This window comes from Rhizobium sp. AN68 (assembly GCF_030758035.1).
Taxonomy (GTDB): domain Bacteria; phylum Pseudomonadota; class Alphaproteobacteria; order Rhizobiales; family Rhizobiaceae; genus Agrobacterium; species Agrobacterium tumefaciens.
Map to the genome: position 1 here is coordinate 1,953,485 of NZ_JARWMI010000003.1, position 16,108 is coordinate 1,969,592.

Here is a 16,108-nt window from a genome sequence, read left to right on the forward strand (position 1 = left end):
CTTTAAAAGCAGTCCTCAAACAATTTCCTGGTATTCTCCAGCGTCATCGGCACCGGATTGCCGCCGCAGCTCGGATCCTTGATCGCTTCTGCCGCCAGTTCGTCGATGCGGTCAGGCTTGATACCCATGGCGGTCAGGTTATCAGGCACGCCGAGTTCCTTGCGAAGCTCCAGCACATAATCATAGAAACCATCGAAACCGCCCGAAATGCCGAGATATGCGGCAGCGCGGGCAATCTTGTCTTCGATGGCCGGGCGGTTGAAACGCAGCACGGCCGGCATCACGACCGCATTGGTCATGCCGTGATGGGTGTTATAGACAGCGCCGATCGGATGCGAGAGCGAGTGAATGGCGCCGAGACCCTTCTGGAAGGCAACCGCCCCCATCGCAGCCGCCGCCATCATATTGGTGCGCGCTTCGATATCCGTGCCGTCCTTATAGGCGCGCGGCAGAAATTCCTTGACCAGACGCAGGCCTTCAAGCGCAACGCCGGCGCTCATCGGATGGAAGAACGGCGACGAATAGGCTTCGAGGCAATGGGCAAAGGCGTCCATGCCCGTGCCTGCCGTGATGACCTTCGGCATGCCGACAGTAAGCTCCGGATCGCAGATGACGACGCCGGGCAAAAGCTTAGGATGGAAGATGATCTTCTTCACATGGGTCTGCGAATTGGTGATGACGCTGGCGCGGCCAACTTCCGAACCGGTGCCCGCCGTCGTCGGAACCGCGACGATGGGCGCAATCTTCGAGGCGTCCGCCCGCGTCCACCAGTCACCGATATCCTCGAAATCCCAGACCGGGCGCGTCTGCCCGGCCATGAATGCGATGGTCTTGCCAAGATCGAGGCCGGAACCACCGCCGAAGGCGACGACGCCGTCATGGCCGCCATCGCGATAGGCTTTTACGCCGGCTTCCATGTTGATTTCGTTGGGGTTCGGATCGACATCGGCGAAGATCGCCCGGCCGAGCCCAGCCTCTTCCAGTACATCGAGCGCATGCGCGGTAATCGCCATATTGGCAAGGCCGCGATCCGTGACGAGAAGCGGCTTCTTGATGCCGAGCGTCTTGCAGGCTTCCGCCAGTTCCTTGATCCGGCCACGGCCAAGCTTGACGGCGGTAGGATAGCTCCAGTTGGCGACGATATTCATTTCGTGACTTTCTTCAGATGGTAGGATTTCGGTCGGGTCAGGTTCTGGAAACCGAGAACGGAGAGCGAGCCGCCACGGCCCGTTTCCTTCACGCCTGTCCAGCAGAGCGCGGGATCGAGATAATCCGCACGGTTCATGAACACGGTGCCAGTTTCGATCTCACGGCCGATACGCCCGGCACGCGCTGCATCCTGCGTCCAGAGCGAGGCGGTGAGGCCATATTTGCTGTCATTCATCAGGGCGATGGCCTCGTCGTCGTTCTTCACCTTCATGATGCCAAGAGCGGGGCCGAAGGTTTCTTCGGTCATGAACTCCATGGAATGATCGACATTGACGAGCACTTGCGGAGCGACGTAAGCGCTCTCGCCGTCATCGGCAGGGAAAAGCTTGGGATCGACCAAAGCCTTGGCGCCCTTTGAGACGGCATCAGCGATCTGTGCGCGCACCACCTTGGCGAAACGCTTGTTGGCCATCGGCCCGAGTGTCGTTTCCTGTTCCAGCGGATTGCCGAGCTTGTAGTTGGACACCCACGCCACGGACTTCTCGACGAATGCGTCATAGAGGTTTTCGTTGACGTAGATACGCTCGATGCCGCAGCAGCATTGTCCGGAGTTATAGGTCGCGCCATCCATCAACGTATCGACGGCAGCGTCGAGATCGGCATCCTCCATCACATAGCCGGGGTCCTTGCCGCCGAGTTCAAGCCCGAGACCGGTGAAGGTGCCGGCAGCGGCGCGCTCGATGGCCCGGCCGCCTTCCACCGAACCGGTGAAGTTGACGAAATTGAACAGGCCCTCGGAAATCAGCGCCGAGGTTGTGCCGTGATCGAGGAAGACATTGATGAAGACATCGTCAGGCACGCCCGCCTCGACGAAAGCCCGCACCATCCGCTCGCCGACGAGAAGCGTTTGCGCCGCATGTTTGATGACGACTGTGTTGCCGGCCATCAGAGCCGGGGCAACGGTATTGATCGCCGTCATGTAGGGATAGTTCCACGGCGCGATGACGAAGACCACGCCATGTGCTTCGCGCTCGATGCGGCGTTCGAAATTGCCGCTTTCCTCGATGACGAGCGGCGCCAGCGCATCCGCCGCAATGGAGGCGACATAATTGGAGCGCTCGTTGAAGCCCTTGAACTCGCCGCCATAACGAACCGGGCGGCCCATCATATGCGCCAGTTCCGGCACCACCTCGGCCACCATTTCGTTGAGGCGCGCCACACCTTTGAGAACCAGCTGAATGCGGTCCTCAAGCGGACGTCGCGCCCAGTCCTTCTGCGCCTTGCGCGCTTTCGAAACGGCGGCGCGCGCCGCTTCCAGCGACATCGCCTCCCGCTCGGCATAAACCGAGCCGTCGATGGGCGAGATATTCTGGATCATGGTCATGATGTTTTCCCGTAATGATTAGGCTCTCTCGAAACCGCGCGCCACTTCCCAGTCGGTCACGCGGCGGTCGTATTCTTCCTGCTCCCACCTTGCGGCGTGCACGTAGTGATCGACCACGTCGTCGCCAAAGGCCTTACGCAGCATTTTCGATCCGTCCAGGAAGGCGGTCGCGTCGCGCAATGTCTTGGGTATCTCGCGCACGTCCTTCCCGCCATAGGCGTCACCGACAAAAGCGGGCTCAAGTTCGAGTTTATTTTCAATGCCGTCAATGCCCGCCGCAAGAAGAGCTGCCATGGCGAGATAGGGATTGAGATCCGACCCGCCGACACGGCACTCGATACGGATGCCCTTGGTTTCCGCGCCGCAAAGGCGGTATCCTGCCGTGCGGTTGTCGAGGCTCCATATCGCCTTGGTCGGCGCGAAGGTGCCAGCCATGAAACGCTTGTAGGAATTGATGTAGGGCGCCAGGAAATAGGTGATGTCGCTGGCATGCGCCAGAAGCCCGGCAACATAATGCCGCATCACATCCGACATGCCGTGTTCGCCGTCCTTGTCGAGGAAAGCCGGCTTGCCATCCAGGCTCCAAAGCGACTGGTGGATATGCGAGGAACTGCCAGCGGCATTGTAGTTCCACTTGGCAAGGAACGTCACCGCCTTACCCTTCGACCAGGCAATCTCCTTGGTGGCGTTTTTGATGATGGCGTGCCGGTCGGCCATGGTCAGCGCCTCGGCATAACGCACATTGATTTCCGCCTGACCGGGAGACGCCTCGCCCTTGGAATTCTCGACCGGAATTCCCGCACCCTGCAGGCCCTTGCGCAGCGCCCGCATGACGTCCTCTTCCTTGGTCGTCTGGAAGATATGATAGTCTTCGTTGTAGCCGCTGGCGAGGTTCAGGTCCCTGTAGCCGCTGGCGCGTGCCGCATCGAAGGTCTGGTCGAACAGGAAAAATTCGAGCTCGGTGGCCATATAGGCCTTAAGCCCCATCGCCTCCAGCCGCGCCACCTGCTTTTTCAGCAGCGCGCGCGGCGAATGCGGCACTTCTTCATGGGTGTGGTGATCGAGCACATCGCACAGAACCAGCGCCGTGCCTTCCAGCCACGGCACCTTCCGCAGCGTCGAAAGGTCGGGCTTCAGCGTATAGTCGCCATAGCCCTTTTCCCAGCTTGAGGATTTGTAACCGGGAACGGTTTCCATCTCCATGTCGGTGGCAAGCACATAGTTGCAGCTATGGGTTTCCTCAAAGGCGCTTTCAACGAAAAACTCCGCCTGGAACCGTTTGCCCATCAGACGCCCCTGCATGTCGACAAGGCAGGCCAGAACCGTGTCGATGCGCCCTTCGGCCACATCCATCTTCAGCGCGTCGAATGTATAGCTCGTCATTTTGTCCATCCCTTTTCATGTGGCGAGCAGGCGGCCGGTATGCGGCCGCCCGTCAGTTCGAGCATCAGGCCTTTGCAGCCGCCGCTGCCATGGCAGCCTGCTTGTGCTCCAGCGCGAACTCCTCTTCCGGCGACAGGATGAGGCGATGGCGTCCGACAAAGGCGAAGTAGGCAATGGCAACCGCAAACCATACGGCTACCCACAGCACACCCTTGGTGAAGTTCGGATCCTGGATCTGATAGAGCAGCGTCACGATGGCGATGATGATTGTCAACACCGCGCCCGGAATGCCGAAGGGCGAGCGGAACGGCCGCTCGATATGCGGCAGATTTTTCCTGAGCAGGATGAAGGAAATCGCCTGCAGGATGTAGGAGAACATCGCACCGAACACGGCCATGTTCAAAAGCACGCTGCCGATGATGCTGCCGCCCTGTTCCGCACCTAGCGAGAACCAGATGACGAGCATGACCGCAAGGCCGACGAGCGCGCCGGCAATATTGGCAACGTATGGCGTCCGGTATTTCGAATGAGTGATCGACAGCACTGTCGGGAAGTAACCCGCACGCGACAGCGAATAGATCTGGCGGCCCTGCGCATAGAGGATCGTATGGAAGCTGGCGATCAAGCCTGTCAGCGCCACGAGACCAAGCAGCACCACGCCGCCATCGCCGTAGATCGCCTTGAAGCCATCCAGCAGCGGTTCAAGCGACGAGCTGAGATGAAAGGCGCCGACGCCCGGTAGTGACGGGTTCAGCAGCACGATCATGAAGGCCGAAACCATCAGCGTGATGACGCCGAGAATGATACCCTTGGGCATATCGCGTTTCGGATCAACGGATTCTTCAGCCGCCAGCGGCAGCTGCTCGATGGCGAGGAACAGCCAGACCGCAAAAGGCAGCGTGGCAAGAACGCCCGAAAAACCGAATGGGAAAAAGGAACCGTTGCCTTCCGGCAGCTCCACAGCCTTGCCATCGGGTCCGACACCGATATTAAGCGCGTAACGCGAAAAATCCATGTTCGGAATGGCGCTGACCCAGAAGAACACCAGAACGCCGAGTGAAATCAGCGTGATGACCAGGGTGACCTTGAAGGAAAGCTCAAGTCCGAAGACGTTGAGAGCAAGGAAGATCGCGTAGAAGGCTATCCACACGAAAGGTGAATAGGCCGGATCGAGGCCGAGAATGGAGTTCACATAGGCGGTGATGAAGGTAACGACGACCGCCGGCGTCAGCACATATTCGACATTCTCGCAAAGTCCCGTGACGAAACCGCCCCACGGGCCCATGGCCGTGCGGGCGAAGGAATAGGCGGCACCCGTGTGCGGCAGCGCCGGGCTCATTTCCGCAATCGAGAATGTCAGCCCGAGATACATGATGGCAATGATGATGCCCGCCACCAGCATGCCGCCCCAGCCGCCGGTGGAAAAGCCGAAATTCCATCCGGAAAAATGCCCTGATATGACCGCGCCGACGCCAAGCGACCACAGCGACCACACGCCCGCGTATCGGGATAGTCCGCGTTTTTCGAAATAGGATGCATCAGCCTTCTTGTAGCTGACGCCTGATGATGAACCGTCCATGCCCTTCTCTCCTTAATAGAAAAAAAAGCCAGCCAGCCGTTATTGGCCGATTGTGCCCCCAGTTTCCGGCATCGCCCGGGAGGTTTCCCGCACTGCGCCGCACGCATCTGCTGTTCCCTTGCCGCTTCATGCCGTTCCGGCTTTTGTCGATTGCGGCAGTCTCATTGACGGTCGGCCGCGGTGTTTTCACCATAAGCCGCCCCATTGCTCCCTCACTCATCGATTGATGAGAGCGCCTTCCCCATAAGCTCGTGGAGAAAATCGGCAATTGCCGATTGGTCTCCTTCATTGGCGATCAGATCGTTGCGGATCTCGATCATGACGTTCAAAAGTCCGTCCGGCAGCGCATGCAGCCGCAATGTATGCGTTACACCGTCTTCCGGACCGTAGGGATCGTTGCGCTTTACCGTGAGCGCAGAACCCTCGGCGCCCACCAGCATCGCATCGGCCAGCCGGCTGTCAGTATCGTGCAGGATGCCGATCTGCACTTCACGGAACTGACCGTGGTAGACCGGCGTGAAACTGTGAATGGTCACTACCACCACCTTGCGGCCGCGGTCCTGCCGCTCAGCAATAATCTCACTGACACGGTCGTGAAACGGCACGTAAAGCGCCGAGGTTCGGGCAAACCGTTCCGCATCGCTCAGATCGAGATTGCCGGGAATATTGTAAATCTCGCTTTTGACCGGCATGGCAGAAGGCGATTCCGGCGGCCGGTTGCAATCATAGACCAGACGCGAAAACCGCTGATGGACGAGCGTGGCATCGAGCTTCTGCGAAAGCAGCCTCGCAACCGCCAAGGCGCCCGGATCCCAGGCCGCATGGCTCGAAAGCACGTCCGGCGAAAGACCGAGCGTACCGAGTTTTTCCGGGATGGTGGCTGAAGCATGTTCGCAGACGAGAACGACGTCGCCCTTTGCTGCGGCGTTCTCGACGCCGACAGCCTGTCCTTCCGCTTCCGTGAAAAACCGTGAACGCACCGTCATGCACGCATCCCGCCCCGAAACCTGCCATCCCGCCGATGACGAAAAGAATTCTTCACATTATCGCGAGTGTCAAATGGAATTTTGAAATTTTCTCTTCATTTTCCCCATTGACTCGATAGCTGGCACAGATGCTTATATTCGCCCATACACCGGCAAAAAGACCGGAAGGGGAAAGATTTGCGCAGTACGACGGCCACCGTGTCGGATGTCATCCATGCCCACTATGACGCGCTGACCCGTTCGGAAAAACGGCTGGCGGAGAGCCTTCTCGGCAACTACCCCGTCTCGGGTCTCGGCAGCATCACCACGATTGCCGAAAATGCCGGTGTTTCGACGCCGACGGTAGCGCGCATGGTGCAGAAGCTCGGATATAAAGGTTACCCGGAGTTTCAGGCCCATCTGCACCAGGAACTGGAAGCGACGATCTCCGGCCCGGTTGCCAAACATGACCGCTGGGCCACCAATGCGCCGGGTCTGCATATTCTCAACCGTTTCGCCGACGCCATAACGGGCAATCTGCGCGACACTTTGAGCGATCTCGACACCGCGGTCTTCGACAATGCCGCAAGGCTGCTCTCGGACCGCAAACGCAGCATCTATTTCGTCGGCGGGCGCATCACCGGAGCGATTGCCGAATATTTTTTCACGCATATGCAGGTGATCCGGCCAAAGACGACGCTGATGTCGTCCAACTCCAGCGCCTGGCCTCAATATATGTTGAATATGAGCGCCGGCGATGTGCTGGTGATCTTCGACATCCGCCGTTATGAGCACGACATGACGACGCTTGGCGAGGTGGCGAAGGCAAACGGCGTACAGATCATTCTTTTCACGGATCAGTGGACATCGCCGGTGGCGCGCCACGCGCTGCACACCTTCCGTGTGAAGATCGAAGCCCCCTCGGCATGGGATTCATCGGTCGTTACATTGTTTGTCGTCGAAGCGCTGATCGAAGCAGTGCAGAGCAGTACCTGGGATGAAACCAAGGAGCGCATGAACGCGCTGGAAGGCCTGTTCGAGCAGACGCGTCTGTTCCGCAGGCCGGACCGGACATGAACATTAGTAGCCGGCACAGTGCTTGACGCGGAAACCGCCGGCTGATTGGATACCCGAAATCGCTACCAGCGCGATAAAGCGGGATAAAAACAAGCTGGGGAACATATCTGTCCAACACGAATGATGATGGGATTACCCCGCGATTGCAGGCACAAAGCCGGGTGATGGCGGAAAATGGGCGTAAAGTGACGGAATCCGGATAAATAAATTGCAATCCAGCCGTCACATTAGCTTCATCCAGAATCCGTATCAGCGTCCGTAATACGAGAACACGAAGAGGAGAAAAAAGTGATCTCTCATTGCCGTCGACTGCTTGCTGCCACCACCGCTCTGGTAATGGCCTCCACCGCGATCGCTGCCGCTGCGCCAAGCGCCGAACTGATCGCTGCCGCCAAGAAGGAAGGCATGCTGACCACCGTCGCGCTGCCGCACGACTGGTGTGGTTACGGCGACGTCATCGCCGCTTTCAAGGCGAAATATCCGGAAATCACCGTCAACGAACTCAACCCCGACGCCGGCTCTGCCGATGAAGTTGAAGCGGTAAAGGCGAACAAGGACAACAAGGGCCCGCAGGCTCCTGACGTTGTCGACGTCGGTCTCGCTTTCGGCCCGCAGATGAAGGCCGAAGGCCTGCTGCAGCCTTACAAGGTCTCCACCTGGGACGAAATTCCTGACAACGTCAAGGATCCGGAAGGTTACTGGTACGGCGACTATTACGGCGTGATGTCCTTCTTCGTGAACAAGGACCTCGTCAAGAACGTGCCGAAGGATTGGGCCGACCTGCAGAAGCCGGAATATTCCGGTCAGGTAGCGCTTGCCGGCGATCCGCGCGCTTCCAACCAGGCTATCCTCGGCGTTCTCGCCGCCGGTCTTGCCAGCGGTGCGAAGTCCGGCAAGGAAGCCGGTGAGGCAGGCCTGAAATATTTCGCCGAGCTCAACAAGGCTGGCAACTTCCTGCCAGTCATCGGCAAGGCCGGCACGCTGGCACAGGGTGCTACCCCGATCATCGTCGCCTGGGACTATAACGCGCTCTCCTGGAAGAAGACGCTGAACGACAACCCGCCCACGGAAGTCGTGGTTCCGGAAAAAGGCGTTCTGGCCGGCGTTTACGTTCAGGGCATTTCCGCTTACGCCCCGCATCCGAACGCTGCCAAGCTCTGGATGGAACACCTCTATTCAGACGACGGTCAGCTCGGTTGGCTGAAGGGTTATTGCCACCCGATCCGCTTCAACGCGATGGTCAAGGCCGGCAAGGTTCCGCAGGAACTGATCGACAGCCTGCCGCCGGCAGCAGCCTATGAAAAGGCAATCTTCCCGACGCTCGAAGACGTCGACGCCAACAAGGCCGCCGTTACCGGCGGCTGGGACAGCGTCGTCGGCGCGAACGTGAAGTAACCTTTGAAAAATACACCCCGGCTTTTCAAAAAGCCGGGGTGCTTCTTTGAAAGCATTTCAGGTAAAACTCCCTAGGTTTTACCCCCGGAAATTGCACAAAACAAAGATCGAAAGTGCGTCTGACGATTCCGTTTTAACCGGACGTGCGATAATAAAGAACTTTATAGACAGACCGTTTGAAAACGGCGTTTGGGGACCAGGCATGCCATCAACCAACACCGGCGGACCATCCGATGCGGGCAGAAAGTTGCCGCTTCATTGGTTAGGCGTCGTACCTTTTGCTGTTTTTGTTCTGCTGTTTCTGATTTTTCCGACGATGAAAATCGTGGTCGGCGCGTTCCAGCGTCCCGATGGCAGCCTGACGCTGGAAAACGTCGCCGGGCTTTTCACCTCGTCCATCCTCGCGGCCTACTGGATTTCGATCAAGATCAGCCTCGCCTCGGCCGCTCTTGGCTGCCTGATTGGTTTTGCCGTCGCCGCCGCCGTGGTCCTGGGCGGTCTGCCGCAGCGCATTCGCGGACCGCTCCTGACCTTTTCGGGCGTCGCATCGCAATTTGCCGGCGTGCCGCTCGCCTTCGCCTTCATCGCCACACTCGGCCCTGTCGGCCTACTCACCGTGTTTTTGAAGACGCAGATCGGTATTGATCTGAGACTCCTCGGCTTCAACATCTTGTCCTTCTGGGGCCTGACCGTCACCTATCTGTTCTTCCAGATTCCGCTGATGATCCTCATCATCACGCCGGCGCTTGACGGATTGAAGCGCGAGTGGCGCGAAGCTGCGGAAATCCTTGGCGCGACCGGCGTGCAATATTGGCGCATGGTGGCCTTCCCCATCCTCCTGCCATCGTTGCTTGGCACCATGTCGCTGCTGTTTGCCAATGCATTCGGTGCGGTGGCCACCGCGATCGCGCTTACCGGCTCGTCGCTCAACATCGTGCCCATCCTGCTTTTCGCGCAGATCCGCGGCGACGTTCTCGGCAATCCGCATCTCGGTTACGCTCTCGCCTTCGGCATGATTGTCGTCACCGGCATCGCCAATGCGCTTTACATCTGGCTGCGCGCCCGTAGCGAAAGGTGGCTCAAATGAAGAAGTTCTTCGCCTGGGGCGCGCTGATCTTTGGCCTGCTCTATTTCGCCCTGCCGCTGATCGGCATGACCAACTTCTCGCTGAAAATGCGCCGCGGTGAATATTCCTTCGACGCCTATGGCAAGGTGCTCACCGACCCGCGTTTCCAGGAAACCTTCAGCTATTCTGTGGTGATGGCTCTCTTCACCATCGTTTTCGGTGTGCTGCTGGTGGTGCCCACGGCCTATTGGGTCCGCCTCAAACTGCCGGGCCTGCGCCCCTATATCGAATTCATCACGCTCCTGCCGCTGGTCATCCCGGCCATCGTCATCGTGTTCGGTTATATCAGGCTTTACAACACCTCTAGCTGGCTTCCGCTGACCGGCACGACCTTCGGCACCAACCTGCTTTTGATGTTCGGTTATGCCACGCTCGCCTTGCCCTACATGTACCGCGCCGTCGATACTGGTCTGAGGACCATCGACGTCTCGACGCTGACGGAAGCGGCGCAGAGCCTTGGCGCGGGGTGGACGACCATTCTGTCGCGCATCATCCTGCCCAATGTTCTGGTCGCCGTGCTGTCAGGTGCGTTTTTGACCTTCGCCATCGTCATCGGTGAATTCACCATGGCCGCCCTTTTGAACCGCCCGGCCTTTGGCCCCTATATGCAGTTGCTTGGCGCCAACCGCGCCTATGAACCGGCTGCACTTGCCGTGATATCCTTCGGCATCACCTGGGGTTGCCTTGGGTTGATCCAACTCGTTTCACGCTACCAGAAGGGCGCGCCTCCCAAGGCCTGAGGACAAGATTTTCATGAGCTTTTTGACACTTAGCAATATCAAGAAATCCTTCGGCTCCGTACAGGTCGTCCATGATTTCAACATGGCCATCGAAAAGGGCGAGTTCGTCTCCTTTCTCGGACCGTCGGGCTGCGGCAAGACCACCGTGCTGCGCATGATCGCCGGTTTCGAAATCCCGACCGGCGGATCGATCGTCATCAACGGCAAGGACCAGACGACGCTCAGACCGAACCAGCGCAATATCGGCATGGTGTTTCAGGCCTATGCGCTGTTCCCCAACATGAACGTCTACGAAAATGTCGCCTTCGGGCTCAAAGTCGCCGGCAAGCCGAAAGCCGAGATCGATGCACGCGTGAAGGAAATGCTTCAGCTCATCCATCTGGAGCATCTGGCGGATCGTTACCCCTACCAGATGTCAGGCGGCCAGCAGCAGCGCGTGGCGCTTGCCCGCGCATTGGCCCCGAAGCCGGAAGTGCTTCTGCTGGACGAGCCGCTTTCCGCGCTCGATGCCAAGATCCGCGTATCGCTGCGCGAAGAAATCCGCCAGATCCAGAGAAAGCTCGGCATCACCACAATTTTCGTGACCCACGATCAGGAAGAGGCCCTGTCGATCTCCGACCGTATCGTTGTCATGAATTCCGGCCGCGCCGACCAGATCGGTTCGCCCTTCGATATCTACAACAAGCCCGCGACCCGGTTTGTCGCCTCCTTCGTCGGCACGCTGAACCTGATCGACGCAACCGTCGTCGATTCCTCTACCAGCACAATCCGTGTCGGGGAGCAGAACGTGACGCTCCACAAGCCGGTCGATGTTGCAAACGGTGAAAAAATCACCCTCGCCTTGCGCCCGGAAGCAGGAGCTCTCGGCGCTGACGCGAAGGGAGACGTGGCTATTTCCGGTATCGTGACCTCAAGCCAGTTCCTGGGTTCGGTCATCCGAACCCGTCTTGATCTCGGCGGCTCGACCTTGTCTTTCGACATGTTCAACGATCCCGGCACCGCACCGCCCGCCCTGGGCGAACAAGTAACGCTTAAATTCGCGGCTGGTGATCTTATGGTGATCAAAGATTAAATGGCTTTTCTCCAGCGTCGGAAGCAGATAGAGCAGGTATAATTCAAATCTGCTTACCGACGATGTGAGGCCAGGATGCGCGCGCTTTTTTACGAACTGTTCGGCGAGACCCCGATTGTGGCATCCCTGCCTGATCCGGAACCGACCGACGGCGGCGTGGTCATCGAGGTGAAGGCGACGGGCCTCTGCCGCAGCGACTGGCATGGCTGGATGGGCCACGATACGGATATTCGCCTGCCGCATGTCCCTGGCCACGAATTCGCCGGCGTTATCGCTGCGGTCGGAAAGAACGTTACCAGGTTCAAGACAGGCGACCGTGTCACCGTTCCCTTCGTTTCCGGCTGCGGCCGTTGCCATGAATGCCGCTCCGGCAATCAACAGGTGTGTGAAACGCAGTTCCAGCCCGGCTTCACCCATTGGGGTTCTTTCGCCGAATATGTCGCCATCGATTACGCGGACCAGAACCTTGTTCATCTGCCTGATACGATGAGCTACGCCACTGCCGCCGGTCTCGGCTGCCGTTTCGCCACGTCCTTCCGGGCTGTGACGGACCAGGGTCGCCTGAAAGGCGGCGAGTGGCTGGCGGTACATGGCTGCGGCGGCGTCGGCCTCTCCGCCATCATGATTGGCGCAGGCCTCGGCGCTCAGGTCGTCGCCATCGACATTGCGGAAGACAAGCTCGAACTTGCCCGCCAACTCGGCGCAACCGCTACCATCAACAGCCGCTCGGTTGCCGACGTCACGGAGGCGGTGCGCGAAGTGACCGGCGGCGGCGCGCATGTCTCTATCGACGCGCTTGGCCACCCGCAGACCTGCTGCAATTCCATCAGCAACCTGCGCCGGCGCGGGCGCCACGTTCAGGTAGGGCTGATGCTGGCCGATCACGCCATGCCAGCCATCCCCATGGCCCGGGTGATTGCCCACGAGCTGGAGATTTACGGCAGCCACGGCATGCAGGCATGGCGCTACGAAGACATGCTGGCGATGATCGAGAGCGGCAAGCTCGCGCCCGAAAAACTGATCGGCCGCCACATCACCCTTTCCGATGCCATCACCGCCCTTCCCGCCATGGACCGTTTCCAGGAAAGTGGCATCAGCATCATCGACCGGTTCGAATAACAGTCACAGCCGGAACGTCCCGGAAAATGCCGTTTGTCTAGACGGCATCAGGCATTCCTGCGTCCGAACGGCCGGACTGCCATCCCCGCGCGATTCGGCGCGGCCTCCGGTCTTCTGGTCGGCGGTGCAACCTCATTGAGAGCGGGCGTATAATCCTGGGTAACTGCCGCACGTTGCTGACGTATGGTTGGCGGACGGGGTTCCGGTAATTCGACGACCGCCTCGATATCTTCCCGCTCGAGACGAGCGTTTCTGCTACCCGACCGATAGTACCAGCGAATACCCCTGCGCAGGAGCACGAACAGGCCCACGAGCAGCACAAACCCACCTATCAGTCTCCCTATAGGCTCAGCCGCCTCCGAAGCCGCCGCACGTTTTTTGCGGTCCTCGACGGTAGGGTCAAATCCAAGCATACTGGAAATGCCCTTAAGGCCAACCTCGTCCAACTTCACGTATTGGTCGCCATTATAAAGAACATAAGCGTCGCCACTACTGCTGTTCAGATAGCCGAGGTCAAAGAACTTCCCTTCCACCACGAAAGTCGTTTGATTGGGCAAGTCGTAGACCCTGTCGATCGTCTCACCGCGACTGAAGCCAGGCACCGCAAAAAACCGAAAACGCTTGGCATCGGCATCCACAGCAGACGCGAACAAAAATATGATGGCGACGTAAACCAGCGCAATCTGATTCATATCTTCCCCGCAATACAAAAATATCGGGATATATTTCTACAATCGCCTTAATATAAAATTTAATCGATGACTATTCATTTAATTACTTTGAAAATACACAGATGTAATTTTGATACTTATAATATACACCAATATAATATACTCCTCTTCCGCGGGAAACGGACGCACAGAAAAAGAAGCATCGATAAAGAGGATTGAAAATGCTGTTTCTCGACAGCGTGACCATGAAGGAAACTCCGGACCGAAGGGACGAATACCCCTTTACCGTTCCGGCGCTGCGCCAGCTGGAACGCCTCGAATTCAAGACGCCGATCACCTTTTTCGCCGGCAATAACGGCTCCGGCAAATCCACGCTGCTGGAAGGGCTGGCGGCCGGAATGACGGCCTATGCCATCGGCAATCATGGACAGGTTGCCGGCGACCTCTATCTTCAGCATGCGGAAACCGTGGCGAAGGCATTCTATTTCGCCCGCAAGAAATACCCGAAAATCCGCATGTTCATGCGCGCCGAAGACGTGCTTGGCTACATCCGCAAGCAGAATGAAGAGATCCTGGATGACTTTCGCTGGGAGCGGGAAAAAGCCCTGAAAAGAGGCGAAGATTTTCCCGAGGAAACACCGGACACTTTCAGGCATATCGTTAGAAGCAACGGCATAGACCGGCGTTCGCATGGCGAGGGATTTCTCGATATCATGCAGCAGCGCCTGCACGGCGCCGGCCTTTATTTTCTCGATGAACCGGAAAGTCCTCTTTCACCGCAAAAGCAGCTGGAGCTTGCAGCCCTCGTCCGTCACACGGCAGATAGTGGTGGGCAGTTGATCATCGCAACCCATTCGCCAGTGCTCTTGGCCATTCCAGAAGCGACGATTTATTACTTCGACGAGAACGGCATCACCGGGCGTCTTTATGACGAGCTGGAAAACATCAGTTTCCTGCGGCGCTTTCTTGATCGTCCATCAAAATTCATGAGCGATTAGGAGCTGATAAGGCTTGAAATCGCGCATCGCTTGCCTCATGCCCATTAGCAACATGTGAATTAGAAAAAGAAGCAGGCTTATGTCTCCCACCACCACACCGGCAGCTGCCCGGCCCCTGAACAGGCAGGACTACAGAACTCTCGGCCTTTCGGCCCTCGGCGGCGCGCTGGAGTTCTACGATTTCATCATTTTCGTGTTTTTCGCCACCGTCATCGGCCATCTGTTCTTCCCGCCGGAAATGCCCGATTGGCTGGTGATGATCCAGACCTTCGGCATCTTCGCCGCCGGTTATCTGGTGCGGCCGCTGGGCGGCATCGTTCTCGCGCATTATGGCGATCGTTATGGCCGCAAACGCGTCTTCGCCTTCTCCATCCTGCTCATGGCGCTTTCGACGCTCGGCATGGCGCTGATGCCGACCTATGCCACCATCGGCGTTGCGGCCCCCATCCTGCTCATCGTCCTGCGCATGCTGCAGGGTGCGGCCATCGGCGGCGAAGTGCCGGGTGCCTGGACCTTCGTTGCGGAGCACGTGCCCTTTCGCCGCGTCGGGCTCGCCTGCGGTTTTCTGACGTCCGGCCTCTCTTTCGGCATCATGCTCGGTTCGCTGATTGCCTTTGCCATCAATTCCCTCTTCTCAGCAGAAGATGTGGCGGCCTATGCATGGCGCATTCCCTTCCTGCTCGGCGGCATATTCGGCCTGATTGCCGTGTATCTGCGCCGCTGGCTGGAAGAGACTCCGATCTTCATGGAGATGAAAAAGTCGAAGTCGCTGACGGACAAGCTTCCGCTTGGCCTTGTGCTGAAGCACCATATGCGCGGCGTGATCATTTCCGCGCTGCTGACCTGGGTTCTGTCCGCAGCCATCGTCGTTACCACGCTGATGACAGCAACCTTCCTGCAGAAGCTCTATGGCTACACACCGACGCAGGCGCTGGCAGGCACCAGCTTCGGCACGCTGTTCCTCATCTTCGGCGTCATCATCGCCGGCGCATTGATTGATCGTGTCGGCTCCGGCATTTTCTTCATGGCCGCCAGCATCTTCTTCGGCATCGCCACCTTCACTTTCTACAGCTATGCTGGCACATCGCTAGAAACCATGTTCGTGCTTTACGGCGTGATGGGCCTGTCGGTTGGCATGGCGGGTGCGGTGCCCTATGTCATGGTGCGCGCCTTCCCGGCCTCGGTCCGCTTCTCGGGCCTCTCCTTCGCCTACAACGTCTCCTATGCCATCTTCGGCGGGCTGACACCGATTGGCGTAACGATGGCGCTGGCCGTCAATCCAATGGCGCATGCGTGGTATCTGGTGTTCATCGCCGTCCTCGCCTTCTGCATCGGCGTTTACCTCCATCTCCGCGGCAGCGAGATCGAAAGCCATGTCGGCATAGAGGAACTGGCGGCCTTGAGGTCGTAAGCCCAACGACGACACAAAAAAGCGCGGGCAGGACCCGCG

General features: G+C 58.4%; 14 protein-coding genes. 8 read left to right on the forward strand and 6 right to left on the reverse strand.

Features of this window, described 5'->3' with window-relative positions; all coding sequences use genetic code 11:
- Window positions 1-2: 2 nt before the first annotated feature.
- The 5 genes from RBH71_RS22665 to RBH71_RS22685 all read right to left on the reverse strand — a co-directional run bounded on the left by RBH71_RS22665 (window position 3) and on the right by RBH71_RS22685 (window position 6,481).
- A complete protein-coding gene (locus tag RBH71_RS22665; protein WP_003513312.1) occupies window positions 3-1,148 on the reverse strand; it encodes an iron-containing alcohol dehydrogenase in 1,146 nt (381 codons plus the stop codon).
- The gene (locus tag RBH71_RS22670; RefSeq protein ID WP_003513315.1) at window positions 1,145-2,533 is read right to left on the reverse strand and encodes an aldehyde dehydrogenase family protein; all 1,389 of its coding nucleotides are present in this window, start codon (window positions 2,531-2,533) and stop codon (window positions 1,145-1,147) included. Before RBH71_RS22670 ends, RBH71_RS22665 begins: the two co-directional genes overlap by 4 nt.
- 18 nt (window positions 2,534-2,551) lie before the next feature.
- Window positions 2,552-3,916 (reverse strand): glutamine synthetase family protein, encoded by a 1,365-nt coding sequence (locus RBH71_RS22675; protein ID WP_003513317.1) that lies wholly within the window; start codon window positions 3,914-3,916, stop codon window positions 2,552-2,554.
- 64 nt (window positions 3,917-3,980) lie between these two features.
- Window positions 3,981-5,495 carry an amino acid permease gene (locus RBH71_RS22680; RefSeq protein ID WP_003513319.1) on the reverse strand — a complete coding sequence of 505 codons (1,515 nt, stop codon included), beginning with the start codon at window positions 5,493-5,495 and terminating at the stop codon, window positions 3,981-3,983.
- Between the two features lie 212 nt (window positions 5,496-5,707).
- Complete coding sequence (locus RBH71_RS22685; RefSeq protein ID WP_003513321.1) at window positions 5,708-6,481, reverse strand: N-formylglutamate amidohydrolase; 774 nt, start codon at window positions 6,479-6,481, stop codon at window positions 5,708-5,710.
- 177 nt (window positions 6,482-6,658) lie between these two features.
- On the opposite strand from RBH71_RS22685, the gene RBH71_RS22690 reads away from it, so the two are divergent.
- The 6 genes from RBH71_RS22690 to RBH71_RS22715 all read left to right on the forward strand — a co-directional run bounded on the left by RBH71_RS22690 (window position 6,659) and on the right by RBH71_RS22715 (window position 12,989).
- On the forward strand, window positions 6,659-7,537 hold the full coding sequence (locus RBH71_RS22690) for a MurR/RpiR family transcriptional regulator (protein ID WP_323687497.1): 879 nt from the start codon (window positions 6,659-6,661) through the stop codon (window positions 7,535-7,537).
- 288 nt (window positions 7,538-7,825) lie between these two features.
- Window positions 7,826-8,932: an ABC transporter substrate-binding protein gene (locus RBH71_RS22695; protein WP_003513325.1), complete on the forward strand. Its 1,107-nt coding sequence runs from the start codon at window positions 7,826-7,828 to the stop codon at window positions 8,930-8,932.
- 202 nt (window positions 8,933-9,134) lie between these two features.
- A complete protein-coding gene (locus tag RBH71_RS22700) occupies window positions 9,135-10,019 on the forward strand; it encodes an ABC transporter permease (RefSeq protein ID WP_003513327.1) in 885 nt (294 codons plus the stop codon).
- A complete protein-coding gene (locus tag RBH71_RS22705) occupies window positions 10,016-10,798 on the forward strand; it encodes an ABC transporter permease (RefSeq protein WP_003513330.1) in 783 nt (260 codons plus the stop codon). The genes RBH71_RS22700 and RBH71_RS22705 overlap by 4 nt, the downstream gene beginning before the upstream one ends.
- Before the next feature lie 13 nt (window positions 10,799-10,811).
- A complete protein-coding gene (locus RBH71_RS22710) occupies window positions 10,812-11,870 on the forward strand; it encodes an ABC transporter ATP-binding protein (protein ID WP_003513332.1) in 1,059 nt (352 codons plus the stop codon).
- Between the two features lie 75 nt (window positions 11,871-11,945).
- The gene (locus RBH71_RS22715) at window positions 11,946-12,989 is read left to right on the forward strand and encodes a zinc-dependent alcohol dehydrogenase family protein (RefSeq protein WP_003513334.1); all 1,044 of its coding nucleotides are present in this window, start codon (window positions 11,946-11,948) and stop codon (window positions 12,987-12,989) included.
- A gap of 47 nt (window positions 12,990-13,036) precedes the next feature.
- On the opposite strand, the gene RBH71_RS22720 is transcribed toward RBH71_RS22715, so the two are convergent.
- A complete protein-coding gene (locus RBH71_RS22720; protein WP_003513336.1) occupies window positions 13,037-13,681 on the reverse strand; it encodes a hypothetical protein in 645 nt (214 codons plus the stop codon).
- A 200-nt stretch (window positions 13,682-13,881) separates the two neighbouring features.
- On the opposite strand from RBH71_RS22720, the gene RBH71_RS22725 reads away from it, so the two are divergent.
- Window positions 13,882-14,658, forward strand: coding sequence for an AAA family ATPase (locus RBH71_RS22725; RefSeq protein WP_003513338.1), 777 nt, complete (start codon window positions 13,882-13,884; stop codon window positions 14,656-14,658).
- 79 nt (window positions 14,659-14,737) lie between these two features.
- Window positions 14,738-16,069 (forward strand): MFS transporter, encoded by a 1,332-nt coding sequence (locus RBH71_RS22730; RefSeq protein WP_003513340.1) that lies wholly within the window; start codon window positions 14,738-14,740, stop codon window positions 16,067-16,069.
- Window positions 16,070-16,108: the final 39 nt, after the last annotated feature.

Excerpts from the sequence above, each read along its gene's own strand:
- RBH71_RS22680 (WP_003513319.1), bottom strand. The coding sequence starts at position 5,495 with ATGGACGGTTCATCATCAGGCGTCAGCTACAAGAAGGCTGATGCATCC.
- RBH71_RS22705 (WP_003513330.1), top strand. The coding sequence starts at position 10,016 with ATGAAGAAGTTCTTCGCCTGGGGCGCGCTGATCTTTGGCCTGCTCTAT.
- RBH71_RS22730 (WP_003513340.1), top strand. The coding sequence starts at position 14,738 with ATGTCTCCCACCACCACACCGGCAGCTGCCCGGCCCCTGAACAGGCAG.
- RBH71_RS22725 (WP_003513338.1), top strand. The coding sequence starts at position 13,882 with ATGCTGTTTCTCGACAGCGTGACCATGAAGGAAACTCCGGACCGAAGG.
- RBH71_RS22700 (WP_003513327.1), top strand. The coding sequence starts at position 9,135 with ATGCCATCAACCAACACCGGCGGACCATCCGATGCGGGCAGAAAGTTG.
- RBH71_RS22665 (WP_003513312.1), bottom strand. The coding sequence starts at position 1,148 with ATGAATATCGTCGCCAACTGGAGCTATCCTACCGCCGTCAAGCTTGGC.
- RBH71_RS22715 (WP_003513334.1), top strand. The coding sequence starts at position 11,946 with ATGCGCGCGCTTTTTTACGAACTGTTCGGCGAGACCCCGATTGTGGCA.
- RBH71_RS22710 (WP_003513332.1), top strand. The coding sequence starts at position 10,812 with ATGAGCTTTTTGACACTTAGCAATATCAAGAAATCCTTCGGCTCCGTA.
- RBH71_RS22675 (WP_003513317.1), bottom strand. The coding sequence starts at position 3,916 with ATGACGAGCTATACATTCGACGCGCTGAAGATGGATGTGGCCGAAGGG.
- RBH71_RS22670 (WP_003513315.1), bottom strand. The coding sequence starts at position 2,533 with ATGACCATGATCCAGAATATCTCGCCCATCGACGGCTCGGTTTATGCC.
- RBH71_RS22720 (WP_003513336.1), bottom strand. The coding sequence starts at position 13,681 with ATGAATCAGATTGCGCTGGTTTACGTCGCCATCATATTTTTGTTCGCG.
- RBH71_RS22685 (WP_003513321.1), bottom strand. The coding sequence starts at position 6,481 with ATGACGGTGCGTTCACGGTTTTTCACGGAAGCGGAAGGACAGGCTGTC.